Genomic DNA, 19,700 nt, shown 5'->3' on the forward strand with positions numbered 1-19,700 from the left:
AATTTGCCCGCCTCGGCGGATAAATCCGCCTTCCGAATTTGACCGTTTGCCGCTACGCCTCTTTTGAGATCTTAACGAGCTTAAACGCGTATCCGCTAAATTTCGCCCTGCAAAGCGCGACCGTGCCCTTCATCTGCGGCTCTAACCTAAATTTAGCCCTTATTTCTACGCCCTTGGCCTGCACGCTTGCTATATCGCCGTCTTTTACCTTTGCGGCCGCGGCAAACGACGCCGAGCCGATTAGCTCCTTTACCTCGCCGCTCAAATTTGACCCGTCCGCCTCATCCATAAAAAACACGACGCTACCGTCAAAGCTCTCGGGCTCTTTTAGCGGCGTTAGCTTGCCGTCCGTTTTAAACTCGCCCTGCTTGCCGTCAGCCAAAACGACGTTTTTGCCGAGCATTTGCAAAAACTCGAATATATTTTTCGCATCCGTGTGCGCCAAAAAGGAGCTATCGATCACGATATTTTCGCACTCCTCTAAAAACTCCGCGATCTGCTCAAACTCCTCCTCGCCGACGTTGCACTCGCCGCTTAGGTATCCTTCGTCAAGACCCTCAAAATATTCGTGCGTTTGCTCGTCAAATTTAGCCGCGTCAAGCGAGTATTTGCAAAGCAAAGCCAGCACGTAGCTAGCCGATCCGATCTCGCAGCGAACGAGATTTTCTGTACCTAAAATTTTATCCTCAAAGCAAGAAATATATAAAAATTCATTTTGCTTTATCTGCTCCGCTAGCTGCGGATTTTGCTCGCAGAGCAAGCTTGCGAGGCTCAAAGTTTTTGCATTTTTAAATTCGCCGAATTTCATCGTTTATCCTTTAAATTTAGCTTGGATTTTATAAAAATTTGTTTTAAGAGGGGGTAAATTTGCGCCGATTAGACGCAAATTTGATTATTTTTCTAGGCCGAATTTGACGGCTGCTTTAGCAAGCTCGAGAGTAGCGTCTACGAATTTATCTTTTTTCGTCGCGTACGGCAAAAATAGCGGTATCTCCGTGCAAGCCGCGATATATGCGTCAGCCTCGATAGCCGCGATCGTATCGTTAAAGAGACCCACGTACTCCTTTAGCTTATTTGCTTTTGCGCCCTTGTAGATGCAGTCCATGATGTTTGTCATCAAATTTTCGGGGATTTTTACGCACTCTAGACCTGCGGCGATCAGCTCGTTTTCGTAAATTTTAGCCGCGGTCGTGCCGGTAGTGGCGATGACGGCGATCTTTTTAGCGTGCGGGAAATTCGACTTTATCGACGCGGTCGCGATTTTAGCGATGTGCAGGATATTTACGCCGCACTCTTCCGTTAGTCGCTTGGCAAAATAGTGAGCCGTGTTGCAAGCTATGCAGATAGCCTCGCAGCCGGCGTTTTTTAGCCTAGTTGCAGACTCTTTCATAAAAGGAAACGGATCCTCGCCTCCGTGCAGGATATACGCCGTGCGGTCCGGGATCTGCGGGTGGTTATCGATGACGATAGGGATGTTGTCTTGATCTTTTGCGGCATTTGTGAGTTCTACGATCTTAGCGTATAGATCTATCGTAGCTAGCGGTCCCATACCGCCTAAAATTCCGATTCGTTTCATGAAAAAGTCCTTAAATTTAAAAAAGCCGAGAGCAAAGTCTCGGCTAAATTTGGCTCAAAATTCTTAGAGAAGAACAGGAGCGATGAGGAATGCTAGCGCAACCGAAAGAGCGACCATGATGGTGCCAGGCACGAAGAATGAGTGGTTAAATACGAATTTACCGACTCTAGTCGTTCCCGTATCGTCCATAGCGATAGCGCCCAAAGTCGTAGGATACGTAGGAAGTACGAATAGTCCTGAAACAGCGGCAAATGAAGCAACTAGGATCCAAATTTGACCTGAGTTTTCAGGGCTAGTCATACCAAGCGCAGCAGCGACTGCAGGCATCATAACGCGAGTGGTTGCGGCTTGAGAGTATAGCAAGCAGCTTAGGAAATATAGCGCAATGGCTAATATAAACGGATACTGCGTAACGATGTTTTTAGCTACCTCTTTGATGCTATCGATGTGACCGTTAACAAATGTAGTACCTAGCCATGCGATACCGATGACGCATATGCACGCATTCATACCGCTTTGGAAAGTGCTGGTTGAAAGCAATTTGCTAGTGTCGACCTTACAAAGCGTAGCGATAAGGAAGCCGATAGTAAGCATAAAGCTGATGATCGCAGCGTCTCTAGATAGGATAGGTTTTGCCACGATACCAAGGCTCTTTGAAATAACGAGCGCATAGCAAACGACGACTAAAACGCCGACGGCAAATATCGCAACCGATCTTTTCGCATAAGGTTTTAGCGCTTGATACTCTACCTCTTTTATCTCCGCAACCGCGCCTCTAGCAAGTCTGTCTTGATAGATAGGGTCTTTTGAGAGGTCAAGATCGTAAAATTTATTTACGATGAAGGCCGTAATAATCATAGCTACGAAAGTAGTAGATATGCATATGAAAAGTAGCATCGGATAGCTAACGCCAAGAGGCTCGCAAACGCCTGTCATAGCAACGAAAGCCGCAGATATAGGGCTAGCGGTGATCGCTACTTGAGATGAAACGACCGAAAGCGCAAGAGGCGCGCTAGGTTTGATGTTTTGCGTTTTAGCAACCTCTACGATAACAGGGATCATAGAAAACGCGGTGTGACCCGTACCCGCTAGGATCGTAAGAAGATAGGTAACGATAGGTGCTAGGTAGTTGATTTGTTTTGGGTTTTTGCGCAAAATTTTAGATGCGACCTGAACTAAATAATCAAGTCCGCCCGCGACTTGCATCGCAGTGATGGCCGAAATAACGGACGCGATGATTAAAATAACGTCCATCGGGATATCTTTCATATCCACTTTCATACCAAGCATCGCCAAAATAACGACGCCAAGACCACCGGCGTAACCCACGCCCATACCGCCTAGCCTAACGCCTAGGTAGATACCTCCGAGTAGGACTATAATCTGTAAAATCAGCATTATATCCATAGGAAAACTCCTTGTATTAGATTTTGTTTTTCACTTACTAAATTTAAAAGGCGCCGAATTTTACCTCGGCGCTTTAAGACTTTTGCTCAGTTATTTGCCCATGTGAGGGTTTAGCATATTTTTAGGCTCTAGGATCTTGTCTATCTCCTCTTTTTTCAAATATCCTCTCTCCAAGCAGATATCGCCTACGGCTTTGCCTGTTTGCAATGCTTCTTTAGCGATGCTTGCAGATTTTTCGTAGCCGATGTACGGGTTAAACGCAGTTACGATACCGACTGAGCCGAGCACTGATTTTAAGCATGCTTCAGGGTTTGCAGTTAGTTTTCTGATAGCTTTTTCAGCTAGAGTTTTCATCGCGTTTTCAAGGATGAAGATCGAGTTAAATAGCGCGTAAGCGATGCCAGGCTCAAATGCGTTTAGCTCAAATTCGCCTCTCTCGCTGCAAAGCATGATGGTTACGTCGTTGCCGATTACCTCGTAGCATGCCTCGCCTACAACTTCTGCGATGACCGGGTTTACTTTACCAGGCATGATAGAGCTACCAGGCTGCATCTGAGGTAAATTTATCTCGCCAAGACCGCATCTTGGGCCTGAGTTCATTAGTCTTAAATCGTTTGCGATCTTGCTTAATCTAACGGCAGCGGTTTTTAGCGCGCCGCTAACGTGAACGAAATCCGCAGTGTCTTGAGTAGCTGCTATGAAATCATCGGCAGGTTTGAAATTTACGCCCGTGATTTGGCTTAAAATTTTATGAACGGCCGCTTTATAATCAGGATGGCAGTTGATGCCCGTTCCGATCGCGGTTGCGCCCATGTTTAGCACGGCCATAGACTCTCTTGCGGCGGTGATTTTTTCGATATCGCTTTTGATGTAGCTTGCAAATGCGTTAAACGTGTTGCCAAGCGTCGTAGGAACGGCGTCTTCCAGCTCGGTTCTACCCATTTTGATGATATCTTTAAAGTCTTTTGCCTTGGCTTCTAGCTCGTTTTTAAGTAGCTCCATAGCCTTTAGAAGGTCGGTTAATTTCGCGTAAGCGGCAACTTTAATCGAACTTGGATAAGTGTCGTTGGTGCTTTGGCCTAAATTCGTATGGTCGTTTGGATGCAGATACTGATACTCGCCTTTTTTGTGTCCTAGGCTTTCAAGCGCGACGTTTGTTATAACTTCGTTTGCGTTCATATTGGTGCTAGTGCCCGCACCGCCTTGAATCATATCTACTACGAATTGATCTAAATATTTACCCGCGATCAGCTCGTCGCACGCTTTTGCGATGGCGTCGGCTTTTTGCGCGTCTAGAACTCCGACTTCTTTGTTGGCTAAGGCCGCAGCCTTTTTGATTTGAGCAAATGCCTTAACGAAATACGGATAATCTTTAAGCGGTCGTCCGCTCATGTGGAAATTCTCAAGCGCCCTAAATGTTTGCACGCCGTAATATACATCATCAGCTATCTCTAGCTCACCTATGAAGTCGTGTTCTCTTCTGGTTCCCATATCGGTTCTCCTTGTGATGAAATTGAATAATGAAACTATAGCGCAATTAAACTGATATTTAAATTAAAAGTTTAATTTTCTATTTATTTTTTTATTACTATTTTGTTATTTTTATATATCCATACAGACTTAATTTATCTTTAAAATAGCCTAAATAACGTAATACCTATTGCTTTTAAATATTATATATTTTTTAAATACGAGTAATAAATGTATGAGATAGTGTCTCTAAAATTTAAATTATTAACTTTTTGTTTTACTATTTTATACTTATAATAAAGCTTAACTTAAAATGTTATATTAATTTTTCTTGAAAGAGTTTGATGGTTTAAATTTTGATTTTTTGAGTGATTTGTCGGCTATAAATTTTATATGGTTTTAAATTTGTATTTTTATTGAGGCCTGGTTAAAAATTTAATTTTTCAAAATCCAAGATATTTTTGGCATCAAATTTAAATCTGCTTATTTTTATATGCATAGTTTTTGCCTTGAGTGTGTTTTGATCTTTTGGGCCTATGTTTGGCAAATTTGATGAAAATGCGTCTAGTTGCAGGCCATCGTCTAAAATTTATAAAACCAAGTATAAACTTTGTAAAAATAAAGCCTTATTGGGATTTGGCGGCTTCATCGCTTGCCTTCTGGGGCCAAACCATGCAAAATCGTATATCAAAAAGTAGTTTAAAATACCTTTTGCAACGATGCCAGCACAGTAAAAACTTTAATCATAAAAATAGGTGACCGGGCAAGCCCACAGGATGTCACCCATTAAGCTCTTTTTATTGTCGTATTCTTCGTGCCAAAAAATTAAGCGTAGATCCTTATGTGGCATTACGCCACTTTAAATTTGTAGATAAATTCTTATTAGATTGTTGCTTTATAGTAAAAGCAAAAAAGTAAAGGCTAAGATTTTAAGACTCCAAAAACCCTACTTACGTCATCATTTTTACTTAAGCTAAGCCTTACTATGCTATTTTCCAAAGCAGTCAAAGCATGCAAGACATTTGGCTCGAGCGTAATCATATCTAGCGTATCCAAGATAACACTATTTTCTCCAACGCTGAAATCTATCTTGCCGCTTAAAACCTGCACCATGATAGCGCCAGGAGCCTTATGTTCCTTCATTTGAGCGCCTTTTTCTAAATTTATGCGTATTTCCTTGCTGTGCGGCCCATCAAAAAGCTTAGCTATAGTAACGCCGTTAAATACTTCATTTTGCCATACAATCTTTTCCATTTACAACCTTTATTATAAAATAATAACAGTATTGTAACTCTAATTTTAGATAAAATGATTGATTTTAATTAAGCGTTTTTAAAATTTAAGAATACAGAAAGAAAGCAAAAGCCTAAAACTAGACTTTTGCAAGGAGTAAAACTATTTTTTAAGCTCTTTAATACGAGCGGCTTTACCGCGTCTATCACGTAGATAAAATAGCTTAGCGCGGCGAACGCGACCTTGTCTTAGAACGGTTATGCTCTCTAGACTTTCGCTATAGATAGGGAAAATTCTCTCTACGCCTACGCTATTTGCACCTATTTTTCTGATGATAAATGTTTCGCCAGTTCCACTTCCGCGTCTTGCTATGCAGATACCTTCAAAATTTTGAATTCTCGTTTTATCGCCCTCTTTGATGCGGATAGCTATACGCAAAGTATCTCCAGCGCGAAAATCAGGCACAGACTTTTGGGCTATTTGAGTTCGTTCAAACGCCTCTATATACTTGTTTCTCATATTTTTTCCTTAGTCGGCGGCTCAAATTTTCGGTATAAATCCGGACGAAAAAACCTAGTTTTTAAGAACGCCATATTATTTTTCAAAGCTCTGATTTTAGCATGGTCTCCCTTTAAAAACGCTGAAACCACACCAGAACCTTTGTAATTACTGGGTTTTGTAAAAGACGGAGTCTCAAGTAAATCACCTTCAAAACTCTCAATTTCAAGACTTTCATTGTTTCCTAAAACGCCGTCAATATTGCGAGAAATCGCATCAGAAATACAAAGCGCCCCCAGCTCCCCTCCGGTCATCACAAAGTCGCCGATACAAAAAATCTCATCTGCGTATTTTTCTACTATTCGCTCGTCTATACCTTCATATCTACCGCAAACCAGACAAATATGTTCTTTTTTTGCCAGACGCCTAACATCGTTTTGGGTAAATTTTTTCCCGGCGGGCGCAAGAAAAATAGTATGGGGTTTTGGCTTATTTTTTAGTAAAAATTTTAAAGTATCATCAAGAGGCTGGCACGTCATGAGCAATCCTGCGCCGCCTCCAACCATATAGTCATCTACCTTTTTATGCTTATCTGTGCTAAAATCCCGAGGATTTAAAAAATCAATTGAGACGAGCTTTTCTTTTACAGCACGACCCAAAATACTATCTTCAAAATAGGGTTGTACAAGGCTTTCAAAAAGAGTAACAAAGGTAAATTTCATCAGGAATTTTCTAGAATTAAGATAGCATTTTTGGTGTAAATTTTTTTATTTTCCACATCGACTTTTTCTACATAAACGTCGATATACGGAATGTAAAAACTTTTTTCCAACCCTTTGGAAATCAAATTTTCATCGGTTTTTACCAAAAATAAATGGTTTGCGCCGACCTCATCTATATCCTCTACTTCGCCGAGCCTTTGGTTATTTTCGTAAATTTCGCAACCGATGACATCAAAATAGAAAAATTCGCCCTTTTTTAGTTTGCAGTTTTTTCTAGTTTCTTCTTTTGTGGTGTAGATTGTTTTATTTGTAAGAGTTTTTGCACTATCTATATCCTCAAAGCCGCAAAAAGAGATAGTATCGTTTGTGTGATTGTAGCTTTTTACGACAAGTTCTTTACCGTCTTTATCGCAAAATATAGCATTTTTTTTAAACTGGCTAGGAAAGTCGCCTTTATTATAAAGCTTGACAAATCCCTTTAATCCTACTGTTTTGCCAAGCAATGCGACTTCTACAAGCTCACTCAAGAGGCTTTACCGTAACGCGGTATGATGTCGCATCTTTGGCTTTATAGCCCACGATTACGGTTTTTATCGCGTTTATCATCCTGCCGTCTTTGCCGATAAGCTTGCCTGTATCGACTTTATCGGCGTAGATTATCAGCTCGGCAAAATTTTCGCCAAGCTCGACTCGCTCGAGTTTCACTTTATCTGGAAAATCGGCGATGAGCTTAGCGTATTCAAGTAAAAAATTTTCTACCATTTTTTAATTATTTGCTAGTTATTTTTGCAACCCTGTCACTAAGTTTCGCACCGACGCCTTTCCAATAAGCCAAACGCTCAGCGTCAAATTTTACTACCTCAGGTTTAACCATCGGGTTGTAGTAACCGATCGACTCTATCCAGCCGCCGTCTCTTCTTTTTCTGCTATCCGTTACGACTATACGATAAAAAGGTTTTTTCTTGCGTCCCATTCTCGTTAGTCTTACTACTGTTGCCATTATATTTCTCCTTCTGTTTTTTAAATAGGCTTAAATTTAGCCACGCTCGTAGCCAAATTTAAGCCCTTTAATTAGGGCGAGAGTTTTTAGCTTGGTTTAGTAAATTTCCAAGCCCTTTTAGACCTTCTTTACCAGAAAACCTCTTTGCTATTTTTGATGCGTTTTCAAACTGCTTCAAAAAGCGATTTACCTCTACTTGAGATAGTCCAGATCCAGCAGCCAAACGTCTTTTTCGGCTATTGTTTAGTAAATCCGGATTCTCGCGTTCTTTTTGCGTCATCGAATTTATCATAGCTTTGATATGTAAAATTTCCTTCGAGTTATCAAGGTCGATATCTTTTATCTGATTTGCCACGCTTGATAGCCCTGGTATCATACCGATTAAACTTTTCATATTTCCGAGCTTTTTGACGCTTTCCATTTGCGATAAAAAGTCGTTAAAGTTAAACTGCCCTTTTTTGATCTTTTTATTTATTCTTTTTGCTTCTTGCTCATCTATCACGGCGCTAGTTTTCTCAACCAACGTCGCCAAGTCGCCCTCGCCCATTATGCGGCTCACGATACGCTCAGGGATAAAGCTCTCCATATCGCCGACTTTTTCGCCGATACCTACGAATCTAAGCGGTATATTTAGCTGTTTTGCTATACCTATAGCTACGCCGCCTTTGCTGTCCGAGTCAAATTTACTTAGCACCACGCCGCTTATTTTTAGCGCATCATTAAATGTGCTAGCTGTTTTTACGCCGTCTTGTCCGCTCATAGCATCGGCTACGTAAAAAATTTCATGCGGCTCGAGCGCTGATTTGATATCTTTTATCTGCTTCATCAAAGCTTCATCTATCGCTAGACGTCCTGCAGTATCGACCAAAAGTACATCATAAAGCCCGCTTTTTGCTTTAGCTAGCGCTTGCTTGGCTACATTTAGCGGATCGGTTTCGTTGTCTATACTGAAAAGCTCTATCTCGTTTGCTTCGCAAAGCTGGCGAAGCTGCTCTACTGCCGCCAAGCGCTGCAAATCGCACGCCGCGACTAAAACTTTTTTCTTTCTAAGTTTTAGATAATTTGCTAGCTTTATCGTCGTAGTGGTTTTTCCGCTACCTTGCAATCCAGCCATTAGCACGATCGTAGGGGCCACGGGCGCAAAGACAAAGCCCTGGTTGCCTGGCGCGGTTAAAACTTTCGTTAAATTTGACTTTATAGCGTCTAAAAATTGCTTTTGGCCTATCCCGCTTTGCTTTAGATCAGCCTCTATGAGAGCTAGCAATTCTTTGGTAACTTTGTGATGAACGTCGGCTTTTAGTAGTGCTTTTTTAAGCACGTCAAGCGCGTTATTTAGCGCTTTTTCATCGTCTACGAAACGAATTTTACTAACGGCTAAACGAAACGACTCGCTGATTTGTTCAAACACATTCTACCTTTTATTTACATTTATAGCTAAAGCGCGTATTTTATTAAATTTAAGCTTTATCGCTCTTTAAATCTCAAAATTTCTTGAAATTTCAAAACCGAGCCTGCTAAAATCACTGCTCAAATTTGACCTAAATTTATATCCCAGAAGTTCGATTTTGTAAGCATGCAGATACATTCTCGCGGATTTATTTTTAGCGTATTTTTCATCGCCGACGATCCCGTATCCCGCGTGATTTAGATGCACTCTGATTTGGTGCGTTCTGCCGGTTTTTATCTCGACTTTTACGAGACTTTTTTTGCCTGCGACCATCACCGGCGTCACGTGCGAAAACGCCTCTTTGCCGTTTGGCGAGATCTTAGAAAACGCTCCGCCTTTGTTTTTTAGCGTGATTATTGGTTCGTTTACGCTAAATTCCTCGCTCACGATACCTTTTACCGCCGCTACGTACTCTTTTTTTACGCGGCAGTTTTTAAACTCCTCGATCGCTTTTTTTTGAAATTCCTCGTTTTTTACAAGCAAAAGCACGCCGCTAGTTTCCTTATCGAGCCTGTGAAGCAGAGGAAATTTATAAGTTTCGCTCACTTTTTCCGACGTTAAAAATGCCGGCTTATCAACCGCGATCAGGTTTTCATCCTCAAAAATCACGCTTGGGCGCGGCAGCTTTTGCACGTTAAATTTAGTCGCCACGCTCATCATCGCGCGCGCCACGGCGATCCTCTGTCCTTTGGCGCTAACTAGCCCCGCGTCGATTAGTTCCTTTGCCTCGTTGTTTGAGATACCCTCCTGGATCGCCAGCAGTTTATAGGCTTTTTCTTCTTTCATAAATTTTCCTCAATATCTTTTAAAATCTCGCTTGCATCGCCTTTGGCGACTATTTTTGCTTTGGGTAAATCTTGCTTTAAAAGCGAACTTATCTCGTCCGCTTTTGCAAATTTTATGCCGTCAACCGCGCTATACAGGGCTTTTTGGTTAAATATAAACTCCCCGCTTATCATTACGTTTTCAAACTGTGTAGCCTCGATCGGATTGTGTCCGCCGACGTTTGGCACGAAGCTACCGCCGAGCACGACGACGTCGCTAAATTTATAAATATTTACCAGCTCACCCATCGCATCGACCAGCACGCACTGTGCGTCAAAGTTTTTAGTTTCGCTAAATTTAGAAAAACTAAGTCCGTTTTTTGCGGCAAATTTAGCCAAAATCTCGCCTGCTTCGCCAAATCTCTCCGGATGGCGCGGCACGAGTATCAGCTTATCGTTTGCGCTCAAATTTAACTCGCGCAAAATCAGCTCCTCTTCACCTGCATGAGTGCTAGCTAGCACGATCACGCGCTCTTTTGGTTTGGCGTAAATTTTACTCGGACTTGGTAAAAAGGCTGATTTTATATTGCCGCTAACGACGATATTTTTAGCGCCGAGCCGCTCTAGGCGCTGTTTATCCAGATCGCTTTGGGCGTAAATTTTATCTATAAATTTAAACAAATACCTGTAAAAAAAGCCAAATTTTAGATAGCTTTTGTAGCTCCTATCAGAAATCCTAGCGTTTATCAAAATGACGCGCGAGCCCTTAAATTTAGCCCAAAAAACAAGCCCCAGCCAAAGCTCGGCCTCAAAAATAACCGTTATTTTAGCAGGCTTTAGCCAAAACGGTAAAAATATCTCAAACGGCAAAAAGCGCGTATTTTGCGTGATTTTTTTCGCCTCGTCAAAACCGGTTTTGGTTACGACCGAGACTGCGGCCGTGTCTTTAAATCTACTAACTAGCGGCGCGATAGAGCGCACCTCGCCGAAACTACACGCGTGAAAATGCACGCGAGAGGCGTCAAATTTGGGATTTTTAAACAAAAAAAATCTAGCGGGGATCGAGGCTCTGTACTTTTTCTTAAAAGCTAAAATCGCAAGCGGTAAAGCCCCCAAGGCAAACGCCGCGAGGACTAAAACGTAATAAATTATTATCAAATTTAAAGGCTAGTTCGCCGCTTCTTTGTATAAAATTCGGCCGCAGTGAGGGCAGGTCACGATATCTTCGCCCTTGATGACGGCAGAATAAGTCTTGTCGTTTATCTGCATAAAGCAGCCGTAGCAGGCCTGCTTTTTGACCGGCACGACGGCGGTATTGTGCGCCCATTTGCGGATCTTCTCGTAAAAGGTCAAGATTTTTTGATTCATCTCGCCGACTAGCTTATTTTTCTTAGCGTATATTTCGTCTCTTTGTTGCTCGATAGCGCTGACCTCGGCCGAGATTTCACTCTCGATTTTGGTCAAATTTTCGCCTAGTTCCGCAGCCTTTGCCTCAAGCTCGCTTTTTAGCGCATTTTTGCTATCTATGATTTTTTCTAGTCTTTCAACCTCTTCGTTCGCGGCCTCTAGCTGTTCTTTTGCTAGCTCGTCTTCTAGTTGAAGCGCTTTTATCTCTTTTTCGGTTTTTGCCGCACCGCTCTTTTTAGCGACGTCTTTTATCTTCGCGCTAAATTCGGCTATGTGCGCGTTGGTTTGAGATTTTTGATTTTTTAGCTCGGTCACGCTCGTAGCCGCTTCCTCGATCTGTGCCAAAATCGCCGCCCGCTCGTCCTTGGTCGCTTTTAAAACGCTTTGAACCTTCTCAAGGCGCGGAGTAAAATCGTCGATATCTTTATCGATGTTTGAGAGCTCGACTAGCTGTTCTAGATATTTATTCATCTTTTTCCTTTAACTGTATGAAAACGGGTTTTTTGAGTTGGATATTATAGTAGGAATCGGCAAAATTTGCAAATATTTTGCAAGCGACTCCCCAAAATACTGCTCGCTCTCGAAGTGTCCGATGTCTATCATAGTAAGATTATTTTGCACGGCGCTCATGGCTTGATGGTACTTCAGATCCCCGGTTAAAAACACATCCGCTTTGACGCCATCTATCAAATCTCCACCGCTTCCCGTGCAAAACGCAAGGCGTTTTATGGGGGCAGTACGGTCAAATTTTCGCCCCTTACAAACCCTTAGATAGCTTAAATTTAGCTTTGTTTTTACTCTCTCGCAAAGCTCGTCAAAGCTCAAATTTACATCCGCATAAAGCACAAATCCATCGCACTCTTTTGGCGCAAAGCCCAAAATTTCGCTTAACACATATTCGTTTAGGTGGCTTAGATCATAATTCGTATGCATAGCGATTAGGCTTAAATTTTTAGCCATCATCTTTGCGATTAGGCCGCTTGGATATTTGTCCAAATTTAGCGATTTTAGCCCCTTAAAAATGAGCGGATGATGCGTAATGATGAGCGAGTTTGGCTGTGCCTCATCCAAAAGATCGTCATCGATGTCGAGGCTAAGATAAACGCGCTCCACGCCCGCTTCAAACGAGCCCACGAGCAGTCCGCTGTTATCCCACTCCTCTTGACTTGCAAACGGGCTAATCTCGTCTAAAATTTTATAAATTTCGCCGATTTTCATCAAATTTCATTCGTCCTTCGCGCCGTTTTGGGCTGCGGCGTCGATGCTAGCCTTGTACGTTAGCGCGCACTCTTTGGCTAGCTCGCGGATTTTTAGGATATAGTCTTGCCTTTGCGTTACGCTGATCGCTCCGCGCGCGTCAAGGACGTTAAACGTATGCGCCGCTAGCATGCAGTAGTCATACGCAGGCAGCGAAATTTTAGCCTCCAAGCAGCGTTTGCACTCGCCAAATGCATTTTCAAACTGGCGAAACAGCATATCAACGTCGGCGATTTCAAAGTTATATTTGCTCCACTCAAATTCGCCCTGCTTATGCACGTCGGCATAGGTCACGATATTGCCGCCCCTATCATCCCAAACGATGTCATAGACGCTATTTACGTCCTGCAGATACATCGCAAGGCGCTCAAGGCCGTAGGTGATCTCAGCAGAAACCAGCTCGCATGCGATGCCGCCAACTTGTTGAAAATACGTAAACTGCGTCACCTCCATGCCGTCTAGCCAGACCTCCCAGCCTAGCCCCCAAGCGCCCAGCGTCGGGCTCTCCCAGTTATCCTCGACGAAGCGGATGTCGTGATTTTTTAAATTTAACCCGAGCTTTTCGAGGCTTTTTAGATAAAGCTCCTGTATGTTTTCAGGACTAGGTTTAATGAGCACCTGAAACTGATAATATGCTCCAAGGCGGTTTGGGTTCTCCCCATACCTGCCGTCGGTCGGACGGCGAGACGGGGCTACGTACGCAGTCGCCCACGGCTTTGGCCCGAGGCTCCTTAAAAAAGTCGCCTGATGATAGGTGCCAGCACCTGCAGGCATATCGTATGGCTGCAGTATCACGCAACCCTGCTCGCGCCAGTAGTTTTGCAACGTCAAAATAATCTCTGAAAACGTCATTTTTTACCTTTATTTTATTGATATGTAAATTTCTATTTTTTCGTTTAAATATTTCTCAAAGTCCGTTTCGTAGGCTCTTTTTAGTTTCGAGTTTTCAAAATATTTCCAAATTTCTCCCCAAAATTTCGCTACATTTTGCGGCTCGTTTGGAAAGCTAAAAACGGCGTATTTGCCGCTTTTTATCTCTAAAATTTCGCCGCCAGGGCAAAGCGACTTCGTACCGATAAATAAATCATAAAGCCCGTTTACGCCGTTTTCGTAGCTACAATAAACGCCGTAAATTTCGCTTTTACCGTCATAAAATTCTTTTGTAAATTTAGCCCACAAGGCTGGGATTTTACCGTCGCCGTTTATCTCGTCGGCATTTTTGGTGCGAGTTTTTAATCCGCAAATTTTAAAACCCTCTACCGCTAAAATTTCCACGACTACTCCTTGTCGCCTTTAAAATTTTCAACCGCTTTGTTCCACATGAGCTTGTATTTTCGTTTTAAAAACTCGACTTCGTCTTGCGAATTTTTTAGCTGCTTCGTGAGCGTCTCGACCGTTTTTCTATCCTCGTCGTAGAGCTCTTGCATCGAGATTAGCGCCTCTTTTAAAAATTTATTTTCGTTGCGCAGGGTCTCTAGCGTCTCGTCTTTGGCATCAAGCACCTTTTCGTGTAAATTTAATATCGTGCCGATCGTCTTTTCTACGAAGCTAAAGCCGTCGGCGCCGATCTGTGGCGCAGGTACGGCCACGACGCTAGGCACCACGCTCATTGTGCCTTGGCTAGCTTCTATGAGGATCTCGCCGCCCTCTTCTTTCGTATTTAGCACGCCTCGGTTTATCATCCCCTCGATGACTTCGCGCTCTAGGTGCACGAGCTTGCAAAATTCGTCTATATTTAAGTATGTCTGCATCTTTGCTCCTTTAGGCGAGTAAAACTTCCACCTTCGCCGAATCATCCTCAACCTGCTTGGCTTTAGCTGCTCGGTCGGCTTTTAGCATTTCGTCTAGATTTTGGTCGTTTAGAGCCAAAATTTGTAGCGCCAGATAGGCTGCGTTTACTGCGCCGGCTTTGCCGATAGCGACTGTACCCACTGGCATGCCGCCGGGCATCTGCACGGTCGAATAAAGCGCGTCCACGCCGCTAAGCGCGGAGCCTGCCATCGGTATGCCGATCACGGGGCGAGTGGTGTTTGCCGCGATAGCGCCCGCTAGATGCGCCGCCATGCCGGCTGCCGCGATAAATACCTGCGCGCCCTTTTCTTCGGCTGCGGCGACGTATTCGCTCGTTCGCTTCGGGCTCCTGTGCGCCGAGCTAATGATTAGCTCGTAAGGAACGTTAAATTTTTCAAGCACCTTTGCCGCCTCGCTAACTACGTCGTAGTCGCTCTTGCTTCCCATTATTATAGATACGAATTTCATTTTATTTCCTCTCTTAAAAAGCTAAATTTAGGTAGCCTCGCGCCCAAATTTACTTCGTTTTCGTTGCCGCTGTGAATCTCGGCGAGCTCTTTGCCTTTTTTGGTTACTAGTTTTTTAAATTTGATAAATTTCTTACCGTCGCGGCCGAAAATTTGCGAGGTTTCGCTCTCGCTCTCATCTATCTGCGAGCCCAGCGGCGCCACGATCTCGTACTCGTTACCAGGGAAAATTTTATATTTGCATTTAAAAAACTCGCCGTCTTCGCTCATGGCATTTACCTGATGAGTGCCTTCTTCTAGGCTGCTGGCGTGATTTTGCGTATCCGTTTTTTCAAACGGGCGATTTACCAAGTAGCCGTCGGTAAAGCCGCGATTTTTTAGCGTATTTAGCTCGCCTGCGTAAATTTGCGCGTCGAATTTTCCCGCCACGGCGTCGTCAATAGCCATGCGATAAGCTCTAGTCGCGCAGGCGGCGTAGTATTCGCTTTTCGTGCGGCCTTCGATTTTTAGGCTACCCACTGCGCCGCTTTCGATGATGTCTTTGATGTGCGCGGATAAATTTAAATCCTTCGAGTTCATCACGTGCGTGCCGCCTTCTTCGTCCTCTTCTAGGCGAAACAGCGTCCCGCTCTCAGGGTTTTTGGCGTAGAGCTCGTATTTAAACCTGCAGTCGTTGGCGCAGCTGCCGCGGTTTGACTGGCGGCCGCTTTGCACCGCGCTCACCAAACAGCGCCCCGAGTAAGCAAAGCACATCGAGCCGTGCACGAAAATTTCGATATCGAGCGTCGGGATTTGCTCTTTTATCTTCACGACGTCTTTTAGGCTCATTTCGCGCGCTACAACGATACGTTTTGCGCCCATTTCGTGGTAGATTTTTGCATCAAGCGCATTCATGACGTTTGCCTGCGTCGAGAGGTGTATCTCAATCTCGGGCGCGATCTCTTTTGCCAGGCTCATGACGCCGGGAGTTGCGATGATAAAGGCATCTGGCTTCATCGCAGAAATCGTTTGTAAGTGGCGTTTTAGCGGCTCGATTTGCGAATTAAAAGGAAACGCGTTTACCGTCGCGTAAAATTTCTTGCCCTTTGCGTGCGTGTATTCGATAGCTTCTTTAAAGGTTTCAAGGTTAAATTCGCGCGCCGAACGGGTGCGAAGCGAAAAGCTCGCCACCGACGCGTAAACCGCGTCCGCACCGTACTCTAGAGCTATTTTTAGCTTGGTTAAATTCCCCGCGGGAGATAAAAGCTCGGGCTTTAGCACTATTTTTTGCCCAAACTTTCTATCAGAGCTTCGATATCGTCGTTGCTGACGAGGTTTTCGGTGTGCGTATCGCCAGCGATATGCACGGCCGAGGCCACGCGCTTATCGTCGTCGATCTTGCCCTCAAATAGGCTGCTCATATACTTGCTAAGCGCGCGCATAACGTTGATGACGCGCTCGATCTTTTGTCGGTGGATGTCTTGATACTGCATCATATCCATCGCCATCATTATCTCGTCTTCGGCCATTCTGACGTTATCTAGCGTCATTTCGGCGGAGCTTTTTAGTGCGTTATTTTTCTCTAGCGCCTCGGAAAAAGTCGAGATATTTGGGAATTTTTCGTGCAGTTTGGTAAAAATTTCGATATTAGCCTCGATACCGCTAATAATCTCGCTAAGTCCGCTCTCCGCGTCCATAGAAAAGTTATTGATCGCGTCAAGCTTGTCAAACATCTGCGTAGCTTTTTCCTCGCTATCCTTTGTGACGTCGTCTAGCTGATGAACCATCTTGTGATCGTCCGTCGGTGGAGGCGGAGGCCACGGCATGTTCGAGGATATACGCATCTCGGTGCCCTCGTAGTTTATTATCTGTTCACTCGGCGCCGGATCGGTTTTTTTCGCGTTCTCTTCCGCAGGCGGCGTAGTTTCTTCCGCTATTTCCTCGCCGATCTCTTCATCTTCAAAATCGCCCGCCATCAAGGCGTCAAGTTCTTCTTGCGTCATAAAATCTCCTATTTAAATTTGGGCTGATTATATAGAAAATTAACGAAATATAAGTTTAAAAACCCGAATTTTATCCTTAAATTTATTAAATTTTAGGTAGCATTTGCAAAATATTTAAGGATAAAAATGAGAGTCGATCTGCACAACCACACGCCGCTTTGCAAACACGCCGTAGATGAGCCTAGAGAGTATGTTTTAAGCGCGATAAATTCAAACTGCGAGTATTTTGGCTTTAGCGATCACGCGCCGATGAAATTTGACGAAGCGTACCGTATGGATTTTTCGCAAATGGACGTTTACGAGAGCGAAATTTTGCGCCTCAGAGACGAATTTGACGGGCGGATAAAAATAATGCTGGGCTACGAGATCGATTTTTTAGAGGGCTTTATGGATGAGCGGGTTTTATCGCGCGACGTAGACCATCTCATCGGTTCGGTGCATTTTTTGGGCGGCTGGGGCTTTGACAATCCCGAATTTATCGGCGAATACAAAAAACGCGACATAGATCAAATTTGGCGGGATTATTTTTACTGCGTCGAAAAGATGGCGAAGTCCGGTAAATTTGACATAGTCGGGCATTTGGATTTGCTAAAGGTATTTAAATTTATGCCAAAAACCGACGTTAGGCTCCTTGCTAAAGACGCGATTGAGGCTATAAAAAAGGCAAATTTGACGGTCGAGATAAATGCGGCCGGCTTTAGAAAACCGATCGGCGAGCAGTATCCGAGCGTAAATTTACTAGAAATGATCGCCGAAAAAGACATACCTATCACGTTTGGCTCGGACGCGCACGCAAAGGATCAAGTCGGTCTAAACGGCGAAAAATGCGAGCAAATCGCTAGAAATTTAGGCTTTAACAAGTGTGCGGTATTTAAAAACCGCGATAGAGAATTTGTAAAATTTTAGATCGGGTAGAAAAAATTATTTAAATTAATCTTAAAAGTAAAATTTTATGATACAATTACGAAATCAATAAACACAGGAGCGAAAAATGGGAAAATTTGTAAAAAGCGTCGATCATTTTTTTGATTTTTGCAAAGAACACGAGGTCAAATTCGTGGATTTTAGATTTACCGATATGAACGGCGCTTGGCACAGCATATCTTATAACATAAAATTCGTAGAAAAAGATCACTTCGTAAACGGCATACCGATGGACGCGAGCTCGCTAGGAGGATGGCAACCGATCGAAAGAAGCGATATGCTGATGTGCCCCGAGGCGACCAGCGCCTTTTTAGATCCATTTACCGCCGACGTTACGGTCGTGGTTTTTGCCGATATTTACGACATTTACAAGGGTCAAATTTACGAAAAATGCCCGCGCTCGATAGCCAAAAAAGCTATGGCCTACGTCAAAGAAAGCGGCATGGGCGACGTGGCGTATTTTGGGCCGGAGAATGAGTTTTTTATATTTGATAACGTAAAAATAGTAGACAGCCCAAACTGCGCGATGTTTGAAGTAGACAGCGAAGAAGGCGAGTGGAACGACGCTAGAGACTTTAAAGATAGCTACAACACCGGCCACCGCCCAAGAAGAAAAGGCGGCTATCTGATGACGCAACCGACCGACAGCATGGTAGATCTGCGCGCCGAGATGATGCAGGTTTTAGAGCAAGTAGGCCTCGAAGTCATGCTAGGACACCACGAGGTCGCGCAAGGACAAGGCGAGCTTGGCGTTAAATTCGGAACACTTCTTGAGGCTGCCGACAACGTGCAAATTTACAAATACGTCGTCAAAATGGTCGCCCACCTAAACGGCAAAACCGCGACCTTTATGCCAAAACCGCTCTACGGCGATAACGGCAGCGGCATGCACGTGCATCAGTCGGTGTGGAAAGACGGCAAAAACTTGTTCTACGGCGAAGGAAAATACGCAAATTTAAGCGATTTTGCGCGCTGGTACATCGGCGGAATCCTAAAACACGCAAGGAGCGTCGCAGCCTTTACAAACCCTAGCACAAATAGCTACAAACGCCTGATCCCAGGCTTTGAGGCGCCGTCTATCCTAACGTATTCTAGCCAAAACCGCTCCGCCTCGATCCGCATCCCATACGGCTCCGGAGAAAAATCGGTCCGCGCCGAGATGCGCTTCCCCGACGGTACGGCAAACCCATATTTGGCATTTTCAGCGATGCTGATGGCGGGGCTTGACGGCGTAAAACACAAGATGGAACCGGTCGGTCCGATGGATGAAAATTTATTTAAACTACACCTAGATGAGATCCGCGAACGCGGCATCGAGCAGCTCCCTCATACGTTAAGAGGCAGCCTAGAGGCGCTAATTCGCGACAATGAATACCTTCATCCGATCATGACTCCGACGTTTATAAACGCATATCAGCATTATAAATTCGAGAGTCAAGTGTGGCCGTACGAAGCGCGACCTACTCCATACGAGTTTAAAACCTGCTTTTCTTGCTAAATTTAAGGGATTGCAAAATCCCTTTTTAGTTTTTCAGTCAAATTTTGCCTTTTTAAATTTGGGTCAAATTTGACTTTTTCCGTGATTTTAACGAACGCAAAATTTGTTAAATTAAATCAAATTTGCGGCTAAATTTAAAAAACAGCGGCTTTTTGTCTTGACAAATCAGCCTTTTTTATATATAATCACGTTTCGTTTTTTGAAAAATGTCTTGTTAGCTCAGTCGGTAGAGCATTTCACTTTTAATGAAGGGGTCG

Annotated in this window: 23 protein-coding genes; 2 read left to right on the forward strand and 21 right to left on the reverse strand. The window is 43.8% G+C overall.

All coding sequences use genetic code 11. From position 1 onward, the window contains the following. Positions 1-52: 52 nt before the first annotated feature. From ACTTJF_RS03535 to ACTTJF_RS03635, 21 genes are all read right to left on the reverse strand, one after another. Positions 53-808 carry a hypothetical protein gene (locus ACTTJF_RS03535; RefSeq protein ID WP_442550791.1) on the reverse strand — a complete coding sequence of 252 codons (756 nt, stop codon included), beginning with the start codon at positions 806-808 and terminating at the stop codon, positions 53-55. A gap of 84 nt (positions 809-892) precedes the next feature. Further along, complete coding sequence (locus ACTTJF_RS03540; protein ID WP_122866880.1) at positions 893-1,576, reverse strand: aspartate/glutamate racemase family protein; 684 nt, start codon at positions 1,574-1,576, stop codon at positions 893-895. Positions 1,577-1,639: 63 nt separating this feature from the next. Beyond that, the gene (locus ACTTJF_RS03545) at positions 1,640-2,983 is read right to left on the reverse strand and encodes an anaerobic C4-dicarboxylate transporter (protein ID WP_442550792.1); all 1,344 of its coding nucleotides are present in this window, start codon (positions 2,981-2,983) and stop codon (positions 1,640-1,642) included. A 90-nt stretch (positions 2,984-3,073) separates the two neighbouring features. After that, positions 3,074-4,474: an aspartate ammonia-lyase gene (locus tag ACTTJF_RS03550; protein ID WP_314070537.1), complete on the reverse strand. Its 1,401-nt coding sequence runs from the start codon at positions 4,472-4,474 to the stop codon at positions 3,074-3,076. 900 nt (positions 4,475-5,374) lie between these two features. Further along, positions 5,375-5,707, reverse strand: a complete 333-nt coding sequence (locus ACTTJF_RS03555) for a cupin domain-containing protein (protein ID WP_442550793.1) — start codon at positions 5,705-5,707, stop codon at positions 5,375-5,377. Positions 5,708-5,848: 141 nt separating this feature from the next. Next, the gene (gene rplS, locus ACTTJF_RS03560) at positions 5,849-6,205 is read right to left on the reverse strand and encodes a 50S ribosomal protein L19 (RefSeq protein ID WP_442550794.1); all 357 of its coding nucleotides are present in this window, start codon (positions 6,203-6,205) and stop codon (positions 5,849-5,851) included. Continuing rightward, positions 6,202-6,906, reverse strand: coding sequence for a tRNA (guanosine(37)-N1)-methyltransferase TrmD (gene trmD / locus ACTTJF_RS03565; RefSeq protein WP_442550795.1), 705 nt, complete (start codon positions 6,904-6,906; stop codon positions 6,202-6,204). Before trmD ends, rplS begins: the two co-directional genes overlap by 4 nt. Continuing rightward, on the reverse strand, positions 6,906-7,433 hold the full coding sequence (gene rimM / locus ACTTJF_RS03570; protein ID WP_442550796.1) for a ribosome maturation factor RimM: 528 nt from the start codon (positions 7,431-7,433) through the stop codon (positions 6,906-6,908). The genes trmD and rimM overlap by 1 nt, the downstream gene beginning before the upstream one ends. After that, positions 7,426-7,668 (reverse strand): KH domain-containing protein, encoded by a 243-nt coding sequence (locus ACTTJF_RS03575; RefSeq protein ID WP_002946320.1) that lies wholly within the window; start codon positions 7,666-7,668, stop codon positions 7,426-7,428. Before ACTTJF_RS03575 ends, rimM begins: the two co-directional genes overlap by 8 nt. A 7-nt stretch (positions 7,669-7,675) precedes the next feature. Continuing rightward, positions 7,676-7,906, reverse strand: a complete 231-nt coding sequence (gene rpsP / locus ACTTJF_RS03580; RefSeq protein WP_442550797.1) for a 30S ribosomal protein S16 — start codon at positions 7,904-7,906, stop codon at positions 7,676-7,678. Positions 7,907-7,973: 67 nt separating this feature from the next. Beyond that, positions 7,974-9,314: a signal recognition particle protein gene (ffh, locus tag ACTTJF_RS03585; protein ID WP_295142990.1), complete on the reverse strand. Its 1,341-nt coding sequence runs from the start codon at positions 9,312-9,314 to the stop codon at positions 7,974-7,976. 66 nt (positions 9,315-9,380) lie between these two features. Then, positions 9,381-10,139 (reverse strand): RluA family pseudouridine synthase, encoded by a 759-nt coding sequence (locus ACTTJF_RS03590; protein WP_442550798.1) that lies wholly within the window; start codon positions 10,137-10,139, stop codon positions 9,381-9,383. Next, positions 10,136-11,275: a lipid IV(A) 3-deoxy-D-manno-octulosonic acid transferase gene (gene waaA / locus ACTTJF_RS03595; RefSeq protein WP_442550799.1), complete on the reverse strand. Its 1,140-nt coding sequence runs from the start codon at positions 11,273-11,275 to the stop codon at positions 10,136-10,138. The genes ACTTJF_RS03590 and waaA overlap by 4 nt, the downstream gene beginning before the upstream one ends. A 9-nt stretch (positions 11,276-11,284) precedes the next feature. After that, complete coding sequence (locus tag ACTTJF_RS03600; protein ID WP_442550800.1) at positions 11,285-11,995, reverse strand: zinc ribbon domain-containing protein; 711 nt, start codon at positions 11,993-11,995, stop codon at positions 11,285-11,287. Positions 11,996-12,004: 9 nt separating this feature from the next. Next, on the reverse strand, positions 12,005-12,742 hold the full coding sequence (locus tag ACTTJF_RS03605) for a Nif3-like dinuclear metal center hexameric protein (protein WP_442550801.1): 738 nt from the start codon (positions 12,740-12,742) through the stop codon (positions 12,005-12,007). 6 nt (positions 12,743-12,748) lie between these two features. Next, positions 12,749-13,633, reverse strand: a complete 885-nt coding sequence (gene glyQ, locus ACTTJF_RS03610; protein WP_442550802.1) for a glycine--tRNA ligase subunit alpha — start codon at positions 13,631-13,633, stop codon at positions 12,749-12,751. A gap of 9 nt (positions 13,634-13,642) precedes the next feature. Then, entirely contained in the window at positions 13,643-14,056 is a 414-nt protein-coding gene (locus tag ACTTJF_RS03615; RefSeq protein ID WP_442550803.1) for a GyrI-like domain-containing protein, read from the reverse strand. A 2-nt stretch (positions 14,057-14,058) separates the two neighbouring features. Next, positions 14,059-14,532, reverse strand: coding sequence for a DUF3972 domain-containing protein (locus tag ACTTJF_RS03620; RefSeq protein WP_185898590.1), 474 nt, complete (start codon positions 14,530-14,532; stop codon positions 14,059-14,061). A gap of 10 nt (positions 14,533-14,542) precedes the next feature. Beyond that, the gene (purE, locus tag ACTTJF_RS03625; RefSeq protein ID WP_442550804.1) at positions 14,543-15,040 is read right to left on the reverse strand and encodes a 5-(carboxyamino)imidazole ribonucleotide mutase; all 498 of its coding nucleotides are present in this window, start codon (positions 15,038-15,040) and stop codon (positions 14,543-14,545) included. After that, on the reverse strand, positions 15,037-16,299 hold the full coding sequence (locus tag ACTTJF_RS03630; protein WP_442550805.1) for a peptidase U32 family protein: 1,263 nt from the start codon (positions 16,297-16,299) through the stop codon (positions 15,037-15,039). Before ACTTJF_RS03630 ends, purE begins: the two co-directional genes overlap by 4 nt. After that, positions 16,299-17,021 (reverse strand): chemotaxis protein, encoded by a 723-nt coding sequence (locus tag ACTTJF_RS03635; protein ID WP_442550806.1) that lies wholly within the window; start codon positions 17,019-17,021, stop codon positions 16,299-16,301. Before ACTTJF_RS03635 ends, ACTTJF_RS03630 begins: the two co-directional genes overlap by 1 nt. A gap of 126 nt (positions 17,022-17,147) precedes the next feature. Here ACTTJF_RS03635 and ACTTJF_RS03640 point away from each other — a divergent pair, with 126 nt between their 5' ends. Both ACTTJF_RS03640 and glnA read left to right on the forward strand, forming a co-directional pair. Then, the gene (locus ACTTJF_RS03640) at positions 17,148-17,927 is read left to right on the forward strand and encodes a histidinol-phosphatase (protein ID WP_442550807.1); all 780 of its coding nucleotides are present in this window, start codon (positions 17,148-17,150) and stop codon (positions 17,925-17,927) included. An 85-nt stretch (positions 17,928-18,012) separates the two neighbouring features. After that, the gene (glnA, locus tag ACTTJF_RS03645; RefSeq protein ID WP_122874147.1) at positions 18,013-19,443 is read left to right on the forward strand and encodes a type I glutamate--ammonia ligase; all 1,431 of its coding nucleotides are present in this window, start codon (positions 18,013-18,015) and stop codon (positions 19,441-19,443) included. Positions 19,444-19,700: the final 257 nt, after the last annotated feature.

The organism is Campylobacter sp., assembly GCF_052170435.1.
In the GTDB taxonomy this organism is placed as follows: domain Bacteria; phylum Campylobacterota; class Campylobacteria; order Campylobacterales; family Campylobacteraceae; genus Campylobacter_A.